Source organism: Shewanella oncorhynchi (assembly GCF_012584455.1).
In the GTDB taxonomy this organism is placed as follows: Bacteria; Pseudomonadota; Gammaproteobacteria; order Enterobacterales; family Shewanellaceae; genus Shewanella; species Shewanella oncorhynchi.
This window is the reverse complement of record NZ_JABAEB010000011.1, coordinates 41032-57190: the sequence shown is the minus strand read 5'-3', so window position 1 is coordinate 57190 and position 16159 is coordinate 41032. Positions and strand designations below refer to the sequence as shown.

Annotated in this window: 16 protein-coding genes; 3 read left to right on the top strand and 13 right to left on the bottom strand. The window is 44.3% G+C overall.

All coding sequences use genetic code 11. The features are described 5' to 3' along the window. Nucleotides 1–92 precede the first annotated feature (92 nt). From parC to nudF, 7 genes are read right to left on the bottom strand one after another with little or no spacing between them, the layout of a single operon-like run. Nucleotides 93–2369, bottom strand: a complete 2277-nt coding sequence (gene parC / locus HGO26_RS16950; protein WP_105251475.1) for a DNA topoisomerase IV subunit A — start codon at nt 2367–2369, stop codon at nt 93–95. Next, a complete protein-coding gene (locus tag HGO26_RS16945) occupies nt 2362–3534 on the bottom strand; it encodes a PQQ-dependent sugar dehydrogenase (RefSeq protein WP_168826662.1) in 1173 nt (390 codons plus the stop codon). The genes parC and HGO26_RS16945 overlap by 8 nt, the downstream gene beginning before the upstream one ends. 52 nt (nt 3535–3586) lie before the next feature. Next, nucleotides 3587–5473, bottom strand: coding sequence for a DNA topoisomerase IV subunit B (gene parE / locus HGO26_RS16940; RefSeq protein WP_105251473.1), 1887 nt, complete (start codon nt 5471–5473; stop codon nt 3587–3589). Between the two features lie 56 nt (nt 5474–5529). After that, nucleotides 5530–6105 carry a YqiA/YcfP family alpha/beta fold hydrolase gene (locus HGO26_RS16935; protein ID WP_168826661.1) on the bottom strand — a complete coding sequence of 192 codons (576 nt, stop codon included), beginning with the start codon at nt 6103–6105 and terminating at the stop codon, nt 5530–5532. A gap of 26 nt (nt 6106–6131) precedes the next feature. Continuing rightward, a complete protein-coding gene (cpdA, locus tag HGO26_RS16930; protein WP_105251471.1) occupies nt 6132–6971 on the bottom strand; it encodes a 3',5'-cyclic-AMP phosphodiesterase in 840 nt (279 codons plus the stop codon). Between the two features lie 15 nt (nt 6972–6986). After that, nucleotides 6987–7427 carry a DUF1249 domain-containing protein gene (locus tag HGO26_RS16925; RefSeq protein ID WP_105251470.1) on the bottom strand — a complete coding sequence of 147 codons (441 nt, stop codon included), beginning with the start codon at nt 7425–7427 and terminating at the stop codon, nt 6987–6989. Nucleotides 7428–7433: 6 nt separating this feature from the next. Continuing rightward, the gene (gene nudF / locus HGO26_RS16920) at nt 7434–8036 is read right to left on the bottom strand and encodes an ADP-ribose diphosphatase (protein WP_028759445.1); all 603 of its coding nucleotides are present in this window, start codon (nt 8034–8036) and stop codon (nt 7434–7436) included. A 244-nt stretch (nt 8037–8280) separates the two neighbouring features. On the opposite strand from nudF, the gene tolC reads away from it, so the two are divergent. Further along, a complete protein-coding gene (gene tolC / locus HGO26_RS16915) occupies nt 8281–9588 on the top strand; it encodes an outer membrane channel protein TolC (RefSeq protein ID WP_105251469.1) in 1308 nt (435 codons plus the stop codon). Between the two features lie 77 nt (nt 9589–9665). On the opposite strand, the gene HGO26_RS16910 is transcribed toward tolC, so the two are convergent. The 3 genes from HGO26_RS16910 to HGO26_RS16900 are packed head-to-tail and all read right to left on the bottom strand — an operon-like array spanning nt 9666 to nt 11868. After that, a complete protein-coding gene (locus HGO26_RS16910) occupies nt 9666–10403 on the bottom strand; it encodes a TIGR04219 family outer membrane beta-barrel protein (RefSeq protein WP_168826660.1) in 738 nt (245 codons plus the stop codon). Between the two features lie 2 nt (nt 10404–10405). After that, nucleotides 10406–11374, bottom strand: a complete 969-nt coding sequence (locus HGO26_RS16905; RefSeq protein WP_168826659.1) for a DUF2333 family protein — start codon at nt 11372–11374, stop codon at nt 10406–10408. A gap of 11 nt (nt 11375–11385) precedes the next feature. Continuing rightward, complete coding sequence (locus HGO26_RS16900) at nt 11386–11868, bottom strand: copper chaperone PCu(A)C (RefSeq protein ID WP_113941529.1); 483 nt, start codon at nt 11866–11868, stop codon at nt 11386–11388. 33 nt (nt 11869–11901) lie between these two features. Between HGO26_RS16900 and HGO26_RS16895 the strand changes: the two genes are divergently transcribed. Next, nucleotides 11902–12639, top strand: coding sequence for an enoyl-CoA hydratase (locus tag HGO26_RS16895; RefSeq protein WP_028761866.1), 738 nt, complete (start codon nt 11902–11904; stop codon nt 12637–12639). A 131-nt stretch (nt 12640–12770) separates the two neighbouring features. Here HGO26_RS16895 and HGO26_RS16890 read toward each other — a convergent pair whose 3' ends face one another. The 3 genes from HGO26_RS16890 to dusA all read right to left on the bottom strand — a co-directional run bounded on the left by HGO26_RS16890 (nt 12771) and on the right by dusA (nt 14643). Beyond that, nucleotides 12771–12971, bottom strand: a complete 201-nt coding sequence (locus HGO26_RS16890) for a PspC domain-containing protein (protein WP_113941528.1) — start codon at nt 12969–12971, stop codon at nt 12771–12773. 151 nt (nt 12972–13122) lie between these two features. After that, nucleotides 13123–13413, bottom strand: a complete 291-nt coding sequence (locus HGO26_RS16885; protein ID WP_168826658.1) for a hypothetical protein — start codon at nt 13411–13413, stop codon at nt 13123–13125. A gap of 210 nt (nt 13414–13623) precedes the next feature. Next, a complete protein-coding gene (dusA, locus tag HGO26_RS16880) occupies nt 13624–14643 on the bottom strand; it encodes a tRNA dihydrouridine(20/20a) synthase DusA (protein WP_168826657.1) in 1020 nt (339 codons plus the stop codon). Nucleotides 14644–14763: 120 nt separating this feature from the next. Here dusA and HGO26_RS16875 point away from each other — a divergent pair, with 120 nt between their 5' ends. Then, nucleotides 14764–15831, top strand: a complete 1068-nt coding sequence (locus tag HGO26_RS16875) for a tyrosine-type recombinase/integrase (protein ID WP_168826656.1) — start codon at nt 14764–14766, stop codon at nt 15829–15831. Nucleotides 15832–16159 lie beyond the last annotated feature (328 nt).

Here is a 16159-nt window from a genome sequence, read left to right as displayed (position 1 = left end):
AAGCGCCAAAAATAAAAAACCACCTAAGCCAAACTGAGGTGGTTTTAGTTAACCCATTTAATTCTTTATAGCATTGAAGCCATTACAAAGCATTAGATGCTCGCTAAAGCATCACCACCGTCACCTAATTCAACGCTATCGACACGTTGTAATCCTCTAGGCAATTTTGCACCACGACGACCACGTTCACCTCGATAATGCTCAAGATCGCTTGGCTTCAGTGTGAGTTTGCGCTTACCTGCCCACAAGGTAACCGGCGTATCACTCGGCACTAATTGTAAATGTGTCATAAGTTCATCGCGACTCTTGGCCCTTTCGGTTGGTATGCCAATAATTTTATTACCTTTACCCTTGGATAATTGCGGTAACGCTTCTAGCGAAAACAGTAACATCCGCCCTTCGTTTGTGATCGCTAGCAGTGACATTTCTTTAGTGCGGTCGATCAACTTAGGCGTTAATGATTTAGCGTTTGTTGGTAGACTCAGCAAGGCTTTACCCGCTTTATTGCGCGACACCATATCGTTGTATGAACAAATAAAACCGTAACCCGCATCCGTTGCTAACAAGTAACATTGGTCTTCCTCACCCATCAACACATGCTGCATGGTTTCGCCAGGTGCCATATTGAAGCGAGTAGTAATAGGCTCACCTTGGCTGCGAGCCGATGGCAGAGTATGGCTATCAGTCGCAAAAGCCCGCCCAGACGAATCAATAAACACTGCAGCCTGATTGCTACGTCCCATCGCGCTACATAGATATTGGTCGCCAGACTTATAGGAGAGCGACAAAGGATCGATATCGTGGCCCTTAGCACAACGCACCCAACCTTTTTCAGATAAGACAACAGTCACGGCTTCTGTCGGCGTTAACTCTTGTTCAGTTAATGCTTTGGACTCATTACGCAATACGATTGGCGAGCGACGATTATCGCCATAGGTTTCCGCATCTTGAATTAATTCTTTCTTGATCAACGTCTTCAAGCGACGCTCTGAGCCCAATAACTGCTCCAGTTTTTCGCGTTCGGCTTCAAGCTCATTTTGTTCGGCCGTGATCTTAAATTCTTCTAACTTAGCTAAATGCCGTAACTTTAACTCGAGGATCGATTCGGCTTGTTTATCACTGAGTGAAAAACGGGCCATCAACTCGGCTTTAGGATCATCGTGAAAACGAATAATCTCGATCACTTCATCAATGTTGAGGAAAGCGATCATTAGGGCTTCGAGTATATGTAACCGCGATACCACCTTGTCTAAACGATATTCTAAACGACGTTTAACCGTATCAACGCGGAACTCTAACCACTCAGTTAATAAGGTTTTCAACCCTTTAACTCGCGGACGCCCATCGAGACCTAGCACATTTAAGTTAACTCTAAAGCTCTTTTCTAAATCTGTGGTGGCAAACAAATGCGCCATCAGTTGATCGCAATCGACGCGATTGGAGCGCGGCACCACCACAAGACGCACTGGGTTTTCATGATCCGACTCATCGCGTAAATCGGCCACCATAGGCAATTTCTTCGCCTGCATTTGACCGGCGATTTGCTCTAAGATTTTACCGCTACTGGCTTGATGCGGCAGCGCCGTTATAATGATTTCACCGCCATCGACAGTGTAAACCGCACGTGCTCTTAATGACCCACGGCCCGACTCATAAATTTTTGCAATATCGGCAGACGGGGTAATAATCTCGGCTTCAGTTGGATAATCAGGGCCTGGTACAAAGGCCATCAATTGCTCGAGTTCAAGCTTAGGATCATCGAGCAATGCTACGCAGGCGGAGACTAATTCTCTCACGTTATGCGGCGGAATATCCGTCGCCATACCTACGGCAATACCAGTAATACCATTGAGTAAGATATGCGGTAAACGTGCAGGCAGTACTTTAGGTTCCTTCAAAGTGCCATCGAAGTTAGCACCCCATTCAACCGTACCTTGTCCCAGTTCACTGAGTAACACTTCAGAGAATTTAGAGAGACGTGCTTCGGTATAACGCATAGCCGCAAATGACTTAGGATCATCGGGGGCACCCCAGTTACCTTGGCCATCGACTAACGGGTAGCGATATGAAAATGGCTGCGCCATCAATACCATAGCCTCATAACAGGCACTATCGCCGTGAGGATGGTATTTACCTAATACGTCACCAACCGTACGGGCCGACTTTTTATGCTTAGATTGAGCCGATAAACCTAACTCACTCATCGCATAGATAATTCGACGCTGTACCGGTTTAAGTCCATCACCAATGTGTGGCAGGGCTCGGTCCATAATGACGTACATGGAATAGTTCAGATAAGCCTCTTCGGTAAAGCGCCGCAATGGCATTTGCTCTACCCCATCGAGACTTAACTTGATAGCGTCACTCATTTTCTTCTAGTTCCTGTGTTTCTTCAGTACTATCGCCCTTATAAAACAAGCGATACACGTTACCTTTTAAATCATCGGAGATGTACATAGCACCATCGGATGCCGATAACAGCGCAAAGGGTCGAGCAACGGGAAATTCACCGTCAAGGAAACTAACAACCGTTTCACGACTCACCACTTTTTGATCTTCAATCTTCAACATCACCACTTGATAGCCAACTTTACTCGAACGATTCCACGAGCCATTTTCGGCGACAAACAACTGATTATGGTAAATATCGGGAAATTGACTGCCGCGATAAAATGCAAGTCCCGTGGGTGCAACATGGGCTGGCAACTCATACATTGGCAGAGTGATTTTTAAATTTTTCGGTTTTTCATAGGCAGGTTCGACAACACTACTGGCATGTAAATAAGGGAAGCCATAATGACCCCCTACCACATCGATGCGGTTAATCTCATCGGGTGGCAAGTTGTCCCCCATCCAATCACGGCCTTGATCGGCAAACCATAATTTTTTGTCTATTGGCGACCAATCAAATCCACTTGCATCTCGCACACCAGCCGCAATCTGCTCACTCGCGCCTGTATCAACATTGATCGCTATGATACTACTGTAAGGCACTGGCGCTTCACAGACGTTACAGGGCGCACCAATAGACACATATAAACGGCCATCTGGGCCAAAATTAATTGCCCGAGAACTTTTCTTCTCTGAGTAAGGCAAGTCACTGTAAATCTCTTTGGGTCGACTCGGGCGGCGCAATCTTTGCTCAATATCAACAAAGCGCACTATTTGATTTTCAGTGGCGACAAACAAGTCACCATTGTGGAATGCAATCGCATCGGGTGATTCAAGCCCTTTGGCTATCACATAGCGCTTATCGACACGACCATCTTGATTACTATCAACGAGAGCATGGATAGTGCCGCTCTTATTGGAACCGACAAACAAAGTGCCATTAGCCCCCATCGCCATCTGCTTAGCATCGCCAATATCCGAGGCATAAAGCGATAAACCAAACCCCTTAGCGACGGTAATCATGATCGATTGGGAACCCGCAAAGGCGCTATTGCAGAGCAATAACGTCACACTCGCTAAGAGCGTAAAACCGGCAGAAAACACCTTTAAGCAATTATAATTATTAGTTTTAATATACAACATTGTAATTTTCTTTATGCCTATGTTTTATTGTTATCGGCAATAGTGCACAACATTAAAGTAAAGCCATGTCACCCTTATCTTCAAGCCAGTTTTTACGGTCAGGCGAACGCTTCTTAGCGAGCAACATATCCATCAAAGCATCCGTTTCTTCGATGTCATCTATCGTCAACTGTACTAAACGACGGGTGTTTGGATCCATCGTTGTTTCACGAAGTTGTAAAGGATTCATCTCACCCAAACCTTTAAAGCGGGTGACTTGTACCTTACCCTTTTTATTCTCAGCGGCAATACGGTCTAAAATACCCGCTCTTTCTGCCTCATCTAAGGCGTAATAAACCTCTTTGCCGATATCAATACGGAACAACGGCGGCATAGCAATATACACATGACCCTGCTCAACCAAGATACGGTAATGCTTCAAAAATAGCGCGCATAACAAGGTAGCAATGTGCAGTCCGTCTGAGTCGGCATCAGCAAGGATACAAATCTTGCCATAACGTAATTCAGAAATATCACTGCTATCGGGATCGCAACCAATCGCGACCGAAATATCATGGACTTCCTGTGAAGCTAACACCTGCGAAGCATCGACTTCCCAGGTATTCAAGATTTTGCCACGCAGCGGCATGATGGCTTGAAACTCACGATCGCGTGCCTGTTTAGCACTACCACCCGCAGAATCCCCTTCCACGAGGAATAACTCTCCGCGCATCGGATCTTGGCCACTACAGTCTGTCAGCTTACCCGGCAGTGCAGGTCCCGAAGTCACCTTTTTGCGGGCCACTTTTTTGGCGGCCTTTAAGCGGCTCTGGGCATTATTAATGCACATTTCGGCTAAGGATTCAGCTAACTCGGTATTTGAGTTCAACCAGAGTGAGAATGCGTCACGCACAACGCCAGACACAAAAGCAGCACATTGGCGACTAGAAAGCTTTTCTTTTGTTTGACCAGCGAATTGCGGTTCTTGCATCTTCACCGACAATATAAACGCGGCGCGATCCCAGATATCTTCGGGTGAAAGTTTAATACCACGGGGGATTAAATTTCTGAACTCACAGAACTCCCGCATCGATTCCAATAAACCTTGGCGGAAACCATTCACATGGGTACCACCGAGTGGAGTCGGAATTAAATTAACATAACTCTCGCCAATGGATTCACCGCCTTCAGGCAACCAAGTAATGGCCCAATCTGCGGCTTCTAGTTGACCTTTAAAGCAACCCACAAACGGCTCTTCGGGCAATCTTAAATTGTCACCGATAGCCGCCTTTAAATAATCAGTTAGGCCGCTTTCATAGAACCATTCATGGACTTCATTTGTCTGTTTATTGGTAAATTTAATCCGTAAACCTGGGCACAGTACCGCTTTAGCACGAAGCAGATAAATCAGTTTTGAATTTGAGAAATTAGCCGAATCAAAATAGCTCGCATCGGGCCAAAAATGCACTCGAGTCCCCGTATTACGACGGCCACAGGTCCCTGTTGGGCGTAAATCTTCAACTTTAAAGCCATTTTCAAAAGCGATGTCATACACTTGGCCATCACGGCGAACCGTGACTTCGACACGGCGCGACAAAGCGTTAACCACCGAGATACCGACACCGTGTAAACCACCGGAGAACTGGTAGTTTTTATTCGAAAATTTACCGCCGGCATGCAATTTGGTCAGAATTAACTCAACCCCAGGAATGCCTTCTTCTGGGTGGATATCCACTGGCATACCACGGCCATCATCAGTGACTTCGAGGGAGTTATCTGTATGTAGAACAACTTCAATTTTTGTCGCGTGACCAGCCAATGCCTCATCGACACTGTTATCTATGACCTCTTGGCCCAAATGGTTCGGTCTGGAGGTGTCGGTATACATACCTGGACGGCGTTTAACAGGATCGAGTCCGTTGAGAACTTCAATGGCGTCAGAGGTGTATTGATTTGTCATAGGGCACGCTATAGGTTGTTATATCCGGCCATGTTGCGGCTCGGCATGTCAGTTTGTCAAGGTAAGTGTAAAAATTGGCTTACAGTTTGCAGATGCGACTCATAACCAACAAAGCTGTGATCACCACCCGCTTCAACTCGCAATTGACAGTGATGATACTTATTGACCGCTTCGCGATAATCCAGCACATCATCACCTGTCTGCAATAATACCAAAAAACGATCCGGATTGCGGATCACAGCCGTATTAAATTCAGCGACTTCAGACTTATGCTCAGGTAAGACAAGATAATGCTGTTCAGTGTAAGGATTGAATTGCGGCCCCATAAATTCATCGAACAACTCAAAGGGTTTTACCGCAGGATTAACTAACACCGCTTTGCCACCATAGGTTTCGGCTAAATAGCTGGCGAAATACCCGCCTAAAGATGAGCCTATATAAGCTAATGGCTCGTTGGCATCAATCGCCGCCTCAACATAAGCGGTTAAGAGCACCATCGCAGCCTTAGGTGTATTAGGCAATTGGGGCTGATGGAAGGCCACACTAGGGTGATGCAGCGCCATGTACTTAGCCGTCATCACAGCTTTATCTGAAAATGGAGAGCTATTAAAACCGTGAATATAAAGCAGCATATTTCCTCAGGCTGCGGCTATTCGCGTTAATAACCGCTAGAGTTGTTGTCGGGGGAAAAATGGTTACCCGGTACGCGATACACTTTAGTGTTGATGCTACCATCGGCTTTCAACTCCAGCAAACGATAACCCGGTTGAACGCCATCCAAGGCAAAATAAGGCGATAACGGCTTAAATTGAATACAAGTGGAAGGTGTCGCCATCAACTGCAACGTGCCATGGGGCCCATTATGATGGGTATCAATACATTGGTGCACATGTCCCCAGAGCAATCCTTTGACCTGCGGATACTTTGCCACTCGCGCGATAAACTCGGCGCCATTATCCATGCAGTGCTGATCCAGCCAAGTACAATTCACAACGATGGGATTGTGATGCATCACCAGTAAAGTATGGCATTCAGGATGTGCGGCAATGGCTTCATCAATTAATTCGAACTGAGTCTCGGCCATATTGCCGCCAGGCTTTCCCCGCACGGTTGAATCCAACATGAGGATTTGCCAGTTTCCCGCCAGAATACGCTGCTGCCCAAAAATCTGTTCACCCTGCATGTGCAGATACATGATCCGTGGATCGTCATGATTTCCAGGAAGATAATGGCAAGGTAAGCCAACAGGGGTGACTGCTTTCACAAATTGCTGATAGGACTCAGCCGAATAGTCTTGACTCAAATCGCCCGTGGCGAGCATCAAGTGAGCAGGATAGTCCACAGCTCTAATCGTATTTAATACGGCAGCAAAACTTTTGCTAGTATTAACTCCTAATAGCTGAGCTTCAGGATCGGCAAAAAGATGCGGATCTGTGACTTGCACGATACGCACGCTTTCCCCTTCAGCTATGGAGTAAGAGACAGCCTCTTTCAGCACATTGAATACCCAATTCTAAGACTGGCACACGACACTGTGTTGGTAACCAATCTTTAATAACTCTTCCAGGAATGCATTCACCTGGTACTTTTCATCACTTTGATACATGCGTACATTGGGATAATCATACACTGGGCGTAATTGATAAATCTGTTGGCCAGTTAACACTTCTGCTAATTTAGCATCGTGATAAATTCTCACTAACACCTTGGGAGTATTAATAAACTCCTTGATTTCGATGGGACGAGATATCTCAACTAGCTGAGTATATTTGGTATTTTCTAAAATTCGCACTACTAATATACCAAACTCACCTTCGAGTCGCCATGACTCACCGATAGCTATCTCTAACGGTAACCATTTCAACATGTAGCCATAATTACGCCCGCACAGTGCTAAAAAATCACTGACGTTGGGTTTATAGCGCCGTTTTAGACTCGAAGTAGCCAAATTCATCCCAACTTAAACCAGTTGCTGATAGTTTAATTGTAACCATTGTAATCCAATAACGGTCGACGCATTATCAATCTCGCCCGCAACCACTCGCTCATAAGCTTGCTCGCGGCTCATGACATGCAATCGAATATCTTCGTGCTCTTCAGCTAATCCATGCAATCCACGGGCGTCGTTTGAATCGACATCAGCCCAATAGAAATAGAAACGTTCTGTACTACCACCTGGGCTCGCTAAATAGCTATTTACACTGTGTATTTGCTTAGCCATTAAGCCAGTTTCTTCCATTAATTCTCGGTGTGCAACATCCAGAGGCGTTTCTGCGGGCGCAATCATACCCGCGACTAACTCAAGAAGCCAAGGAGATTTAGCAGTTGCTAATGCAGGAAAACGTACCTGTTCGATGAGTACGACTTTATCTTGCTTGGCATCATAGGGAAGAACGACCACAGCATGACCCCGTTCAAACACTTCGCGAGTGACAGGCTTACTCCAGCCACCAGCGAATAATTTATGCTTGAAAGTGTATTCGTCCATTGAGAAAAAACCTTGATAAAGGGATTTTTTTCCTAAGATCTCAATATCCGTTTGCGAAAAAACAGGGGGTTTCATACTCTATCCTTAAAAGTTAAATTTGCGCCTATAATCAAGGCAATTTGAGCACATTTTTAAAATAAAATCTGTTACACTTCGAATTTGACTTGAAAGTGTCAGAGTTCTTAGACTCTAGGTCATTAAGTTTTAGCTGTATCGGGAAGCGTCGGGAAGCGCAAACCGCCTTGGTAAAGGCATTACTTAGTCTAAACGAAGTTAAAATATTCCTCCGTGGGGGGATTTTGTCTAATAAGGACAGCAAATGAAATTTAAGATCCATAATTTATGCGCAGCATTAACACTTGCGGCTTCCGCTTCAGCGGTGCAAGCAGATGATTTGTTGCAAATTTATCAGCAAGCACTGACCAGCGACCCGCTCGTATTGCAAGCCCAAGCCCAGCGTAATGGTTTGTTTGAGAAAATCGAACAAAACCGCGCTCCGCTGTTGCCAACCATTAGTGCAAACGTCGGTTATGACAAAGCTTGGAATGATCCGAAGGATGATGCAAGTGGTCTAGTAGGTAGCCTGAAATTAAATCAAGTCATCTATGATCACAGTGCTTGGGTTGGTTTAAGTCTTGCTGAGAAAGCCGCTTCTCAAGCTGATTCCGCTTATGCTTCAGCATTACAAAACTTGATTACTCGTATCACTAAAGCCTATTTCGATGTATTAACGGCGAAAGACAACTACGAGTTCCAAGGTGCAGAAAAACGCGCAATCGAGCGTCAACTTGAACAAACTAAACAACGTTTCGCAGTGGGTTTAACCGCGATTACCGATGTGCATGAAGCTCAAGCGCAATATGACTTAGCCTCAGCCACTGAAATTTTAGCCGAAAACACGCTCGCCAATAGTTATGAAGCCTTACGTGAAATCACCGGCATCGATCACAAGACGATTAATGTGTTAGATACCAACCGTTTCTCAGCCGTTACGCCAGCGCCAACGTCATCTAGCGAATGGTTAAAAATTGCTGAAACCAATAGTGTTGATTTAATGACTCAACGTATTGGTAAAGATATTGCTCAAGAGACCATTAAGCTTTATCAAGCAGGCCACATGCCGTCTTTAAGCTTAAATGCCGGTTACAACAAAGGTCTTGAGCAAAAAATGGGGAATCTCAACGAACCTGATTTTGATAATGTCAGCGTTGGTGTCAACTTAAGCATTCCGATTTTCGAAGGTTTTAAAGTCAGCTCACAAGTTAATGAAGCACAATTCCAGTATGTTGAAGCAAGTGAAAAGCTTGAGCAAATTTACCGTGGTGTAGTGAAAAACGTTCGTAATAACTACAACAACGTAGGCGCTTCTATCAGCTCAATCAAAGCTTATGAGCAATCTGTTATTTCATCAGAAAGTGCCCTAAAAGCCACTCAAGCGGGTTTCGAAGTGGGTACTCGTACTATCGTTGATGTTTTGAACCGTACCCGTGACTTGTACGACTCAAAACGTAAATTATCCGATGCGCGCTATAGCTACATCAACTCAGTAGTTGCACTAAAGCAAGCTGCGGGCACATTGAATGAAGATGATGTTATCGCCATCAATAATGGCTTGATTGCACAGTAACAACGCTCTCAGTCATTAAATATAAAAAAACCGCCATTTGGCGGTTTTTTTATGCTTAGAAGTTAAAATCAACAAAATTAGAAGTTGATTTCAACACCCGCAAAATAACCTTTAAATTTAGTATCAGCACTCACACCCGAGAAATTACTCACATCGAATAAAAATTCACGGTAGCCTACACGTACCCGTGTATCGACGGCCAAACCATCAAATTGCCAACCTAAACCAATAGCATAGTCGTGCACGCTTGACTCATTAACGCCCTGCATCAAATCAGCAAAACCGTACAAGCCTAAGCCAGGCATACCTACATGCGTACTGGCGTAACCCATCACAATACCGCTATCGACATCTTTCTCTTCTGGATGGCCAGGGTCTTGAACACGCAGTGAACCATTCATTAACTTGTATGCTGCACCAAGGTCCAATGACACTATGTCGTTGTCCAATATTTCGTAATACAGCACGAAGTCTGTGTTGCTCAAATCAGTATAAGCAGTAACATTACCTTTAAAATCATGACCATTGAAGTTGAAATCAGCATCCGACATGCCGCCTTTCTGATCTAGGCTATTTTCACGGATTTTAATGTTAGGGACAAATGGCAATGGGTGCTCAACTGCAATCCAATAACTGCCTTGAGCAGATGAACTGTAATCAAATGTTTGTTGTGGTTGACCTTTATCAGCAAAAGTACCGCTAGTATCGGCGCGCCAGTAATCACCACCAATCGTAAAACCAACCACAGTTGCCGCTTGGGCAGATGTGGCCATACAGAATCCTAATACCGCACTGGCGAGGAGAGTTTTTTTCATAATTAACCTTGAGATAGCAAGTTCGTTAAATCAATCACCGCGGCATTCGCACGGGATACATAGTTAGCCATAACCAATGAATGATTAGCGACTAAGCCAAAACCGCTGCCATTCAGCACAACAGGGCTCCAGACAGTTTGCTGAGTCGCCTCCAGCTCACGAATGATCTGTCTTAGGCTTACTTCAGCATTTTTCTTCCTCAATACGTCAGCAAAGTCAACTTCAACTGCGCGCATAAAGTTCAACAACGCCCATGAAGCACCACGGCTCTCATAGAAGACATCATCAATTTTCCACCAACTGGTTTTTACCTGATGGCTGGTCAAATTTGGGGTTGATTGACGCGCCGAATTGTCACCAGCTAGGTCTGTATTTAAGCGCTCTTGGCCAACGCTGGCAGATAAACGCTGCGACATACTGCCCAGACGTTTCTGCACTTCTTTCAACCATTCATTAAGGTTGTCAGCACGGGCATAAAACTGTGCATCTTGATTATTAGGGTCCATCATGCGGGCACGGTAAAGCTTCAGCAATTTGATTGCATCGCGATATTCGCTTTCGGCACTCGGTACTAACCAGCTAGTGTGGTCAATATTGAGCTTAGATTGGGCTTCGCCTAAATCTTTGTCCGCTGCAGATTGTGACTGTGAGCGGCTAAACTCTTTACGCATAATCAAGGCTAAATCACGGGCTTGCTCCAAAGCACCATATTCAAATGCGGGCATGTTATCCATGAAGATGGAAGGTGGCATCACATCGTTTGATAACCAACCACCTTGCTTATCGAGTAAATTTTCGACTGTGAGGATTAGCGATGTAGTGGTAGCGTACCCAACAATATTCTTATTGGATGCTGTTAATTGTTGAGGGCTAATCGGATCCGGTTCGATACTCCACCATACACTCACGCCATAACCGATTAATACTAAAAATAAACCGACCCCGGTAACTTTTTTCCATGTAATTTGCATCAAGCGACTCCTTAATGATGGTGATGATGCTCTTGCTCTGCGGCGTTTTCTACTGCTTTACTAACAGGCAGGGTAATTGCCATTTTCTCGCCACCGTCAAACTCTAATTGCAGTTCAACTTGTTGCTCTAACACCAATGGTGCTTTTAAGCCAAGCAACATGACGTGATCCCCTGACGGCGTTAACGTTAATGTGCCATGGGAGGGGATGTCAAAACCTTCAACATGGCGCATCTTCACCATGCCTTGGTCTTCGATAATCGTGTGTAATTGGGCATCCTTTGCCACAGTCGTACTGACACCGATAAGACGAATCGCTTTATCTGTGTGGTTTTCAAGCGTAAAGTAAGCGGCAGTATTTGGTACTGTCTCAGGCATGGCGCGTATATGACCTTCAGTCATGACTACGTTCGCCAACGCTGAAAATGATGCACAAGATAAAACTAGACAATTAAACAGCTGTTTGAATATTGGTTTCAATGTCTTAAACTCCATGTCTACCCAATGTCGTCGTAAAGGAAACAACCCATGAGTCATATACAGGTTCAGGATGATCAGGGCGTGCGTATTATTAGCTTTAATCGCCCTGATAAACGCAATGCACTTGATCTTAATATGTATAAACAACTGACAGAATACCTGATCGAAGGTGAAGCAGACAACGACATTCGTGCCTTTATGCTCCATGGCCAAGATAATTGTTTCACCTCAGGCAATGATGTTGCTGACTTTTTGAAAAATAGTGACTTAGGGCCAAATCATCCCGCAGTACGTTTCTTATTTTGTCTGCTCGAACTCAAAAAACCTCTGGTGGCTGCTGTTTCTGGTGCCGCCGTCGGTATAGGGACAACCGTACTGCTACATTGCGATCTGGTATACGCTGACAACACGGCGAAATTTCAACTTCCCTTCGTCAACTTGGCTCTCGTGCCGGAAGCGGGGGCTAGCCTACTCTTACCTGAACTCATTGGTTATCAAAAAGCGGCAGAGTTACTGCTACTTGGTGAAAGTTTTAATGCCGAGACGGCCCATAGACTCAATATGATCAACGAAATTGTGGCCCATGAAGATTTACTCAGTTATGCATTATCTCAGGCAAAAAAATTGGCCAATCAACCGCCACAAGCACTACAAATCACACGTCAATTAATGCGTCCGCATAAAAATCGTGTACAACACCAAATGCACCAAGAACTTGAACAATTTAGCGCTAGGCTAAAAAGTGATGAAGCCAAAAGCAGATTTCAGGCTTTTTTGAAAAAGTAGTCTGCAAGGCAGTATGCACATACATTTTCGCATGAGGGTCAAAGTGCCCTCTTCTTGATAGGTTTAACTGCATCATTTTAAATCAAAACAAGCCACTTATTAGCTCATCAACACCAGCCATCACTGCATGCTTAGGCTGGTTTTTTCCATTGGTCAACTAACAATGCTAAAACAAAGTAAATTAGCAAACTTACACCCGGCATAAATACAACTGCACCAGCCCACACCGCACGAGTCCAAAAACAAGACCAATCAAATTTCCACGCCATGCCTGCAGCAACACCACACACTAACCGCTCTGGACTCTCCATACGCACTTTTAATCGTTTCATCTAAAACCTCGGCTCAGTTGATCGCGAACTTATTTATCACTAACACTATGCCACTGAAACCAGCAAATAATGCCTGAAAACAACGCAAGACTAATTACAGGTAACAGTAGCAATGTCATCAAAGGTGCTACAAACCACATAAGCAGATCCTTTACTTAGCGCTATATTCATCGACACCTGCCGATTCACCTTTATTTTCAGCGTTTAAGCTAAGTTGACTGTTGAAGTCATAAATACTTTCAGCCAGTTGTGTTTGCAATGACATCACAAATTCACGCTTTACACTGACGAACAATTCTTGTGTCTGCGCAGTTAATGTTTGCTCAATAGTTCCCACAACATCTGATATTGGTGCGGCTTCTGCGTGTGCTGCAACGCTACCGACTAACGCGCCTAATAACACACTCATTTGTACTGATTTTTTAATGGTTAACATAAACATGATGGCATCCCTTTCGATTAATTAACTTGACGAAGGGACTATTACAAACTGCGTGCCAACTTATAATAATATTTTTAACATCATGATTATAATCATTTTAAAGTATTTTAAGTGAACGGAATGAGATATGGAAATGAATAGGTAAATAACAAGTGGTGAAAAATACTACTCAAACTAGTAAATTTCACCATCTTTTAAGTTGATTAGAAATCACTCAGTGACTTCAGTTTGAATACTCTGAAAAGCATGTTTTACCACTTCTATCCCAGCGCCGTTTTTATGGGCATTTTCACTCAAATAACGACGCCAAGCGCGGGCACCTGGTAAACCTTGAAATAAACCTATCATATGACGAGTTACATGATTGAGCCGGCCACCAAACTGCAAATGCGCTTCAATATAAGGCAGCATAGCCTCAATCACTGCCTCGCGGCTGATCACTGCTTTTTGACTGCCACACAATATTTGATCCACCTGCGCCAGAATATAAGGATTCTGATAAGCCTCGCGCCCCATCATTACTCCATCGAGCTGCACTAAATGAACTTGTGCTTGCTCGAGAGTTGTTACGCCGCCATTAATACCAATATTAAGTGCAGGATAATCACGCTTAAGTTGATACACACGCTCATAATCGAGCGGCGGGATCTCGCGATTCTCTTTTGGGCTTAACCCTTGAAGCCACGCCTTACGCGCATGGATAGTAAAATCCGTACACCCTTTTGCACTGACCACATCAATAAACTGGGTTAAAAACGCATAACTATCTTGTTCATCAATTCCGATACGCGTTTTCACAGTCACAGGAATATCAACGACTTGTTTCATGGCGTCAACACACTCAGCCACTAACTCAGGTTCTGCCATCAAACACGCGCCAAAGCGACCATTCTGCACTCGATCGGAAGGACAACCCACATTGAGGTTAACTTCATCGTAGCCTCGCTCAGCAGCGAGTTTAGCGCAACGAGCCAAATCTAAGGGATTAGAGCCACCTAACTGCAACGCCAAAGGATGTTCTTCTTGGTTATATGCCAAGTAATCACCACGACCATGCAATATCGCTCCTGTTGTCACCATTTCCGTATACAACAAAGCATTAGCCGACATCAAACGTGCAAAATAACGATAATGACGGTCCGTCCAATCCAACATGGGCGCAATGGAAAAGGTTCTATCGAGGGTTTTAGGCGCTAAACCTTGGTGTTGCTGGGTTTTATCTAAATTCATTGCAATCCGAAAAGTTAATATTTTTGCTAATTTTTGTACGTTTTTGCATGTTTTGCATTGCTCGGGGAACCTATAGTGATCCACAATGGATTGGACTGAAGGGTTCGGGGAACCAAAAACATGGCATCATATAGCATTCAAAAACGCGAAAAAGCCGACGGCACTGTGCGGCATCGCTGCCTAGTTCGTGTAAAGAAAAACGGCAAAATATTATACACGGAGCAACGTACCTTTACCAAATATGCCGCTGCCGAGGCATGGGGTAAAGATCGGGTGATTGATATTGAGTCAAACGGGTTTGCTACTGAGGATACGGCTCCTGTTACATTGGGCAGCATCATCAACAAAGCCCTGACAGATGAAAATATCGACAGCAGCATTGGTCGTTCGAAGCGTTTTTGTTTAAGGCTGTTATCTGATTGCGATATTGCTAAATTGAATCTGACTGATATTAAGCCGCACCACATCATCGATCACTGTAAATTGCGACGCAGCGCAGGCACTGGGCCATCTACTATTGCAGTTGATGTAAGCGTGATCCGATGGCTGCTACGAATCGCTAAATCAAATTTTGGGCATGAGGTTTCACAAATTTCGGTTATTGAGGCTTACGATGCACTGTATAGCCAAGACTTGATCGCTAAATCGGGGAAGCGTTCGCGCAGACCGACTACGGATGAGATTGAGAGGTTAAAAGTTGGATTAGCTGCAAGAGCAGATCAACGGGCTGCACACATCCCTTATATTGATTTGCTCGATTTCTCGATACTGAGTTGCATGCGTATTGGTGAAGTGTGCCGGATAACATGGGACGATGTAGATGAGGCACAAAAGGCCGTGATTGTTCGTGACCGTAAGGACCCGCGTAAAAAAGCAGGCAACCACATGTTGGTACCGCTGTTAGGTGGTGCCTGGGAGATACTGCAAAAGCAGCCGAGGAATGATGCGCGGGTTTTCCCCTACAACGAGCGCAGTGTTACTGCAGGGTTTCAGCGGGTGCGTAACGAATTGGGAATTGAAGATTTACGCTATCACGACCTAAGGCGTGAAGGTGCAAGCCGGTTGTTTGAGAAGGGCTATAGCATTGATGAAGTGGCGCAGGTGACAGGGCATAGGAATGTTAATACTCTGTGGCAGGTGTATACCGAGCTATTCCCTAAGCGGTTGCATGATAAGGACTTGAACTAGTTTTAATTAGGAAGAATTTTAATAAACTAAATTAAAACTAAAAAGTTAAAATGAAATTTCAACCTTTAGTTCTAAATACTGATTAACCTGATGATGTACACGAAACATGGTTACATGTGAATATCCATATCTCTAACGGATACAGAGAGCTAACGGTATTATATAGTTCCTGATTTTTTGATAAATCTTATCTTGTTCTTACATTTATAAAGACATCTTTTTATACGTGTTAAATTACAACTTTTGAATGACAACCATGAAAGTCAAAGACGTGGGATAACCATCAAAATTTTTACATCCGTAATTTATTGAATTTAATTAGATACAT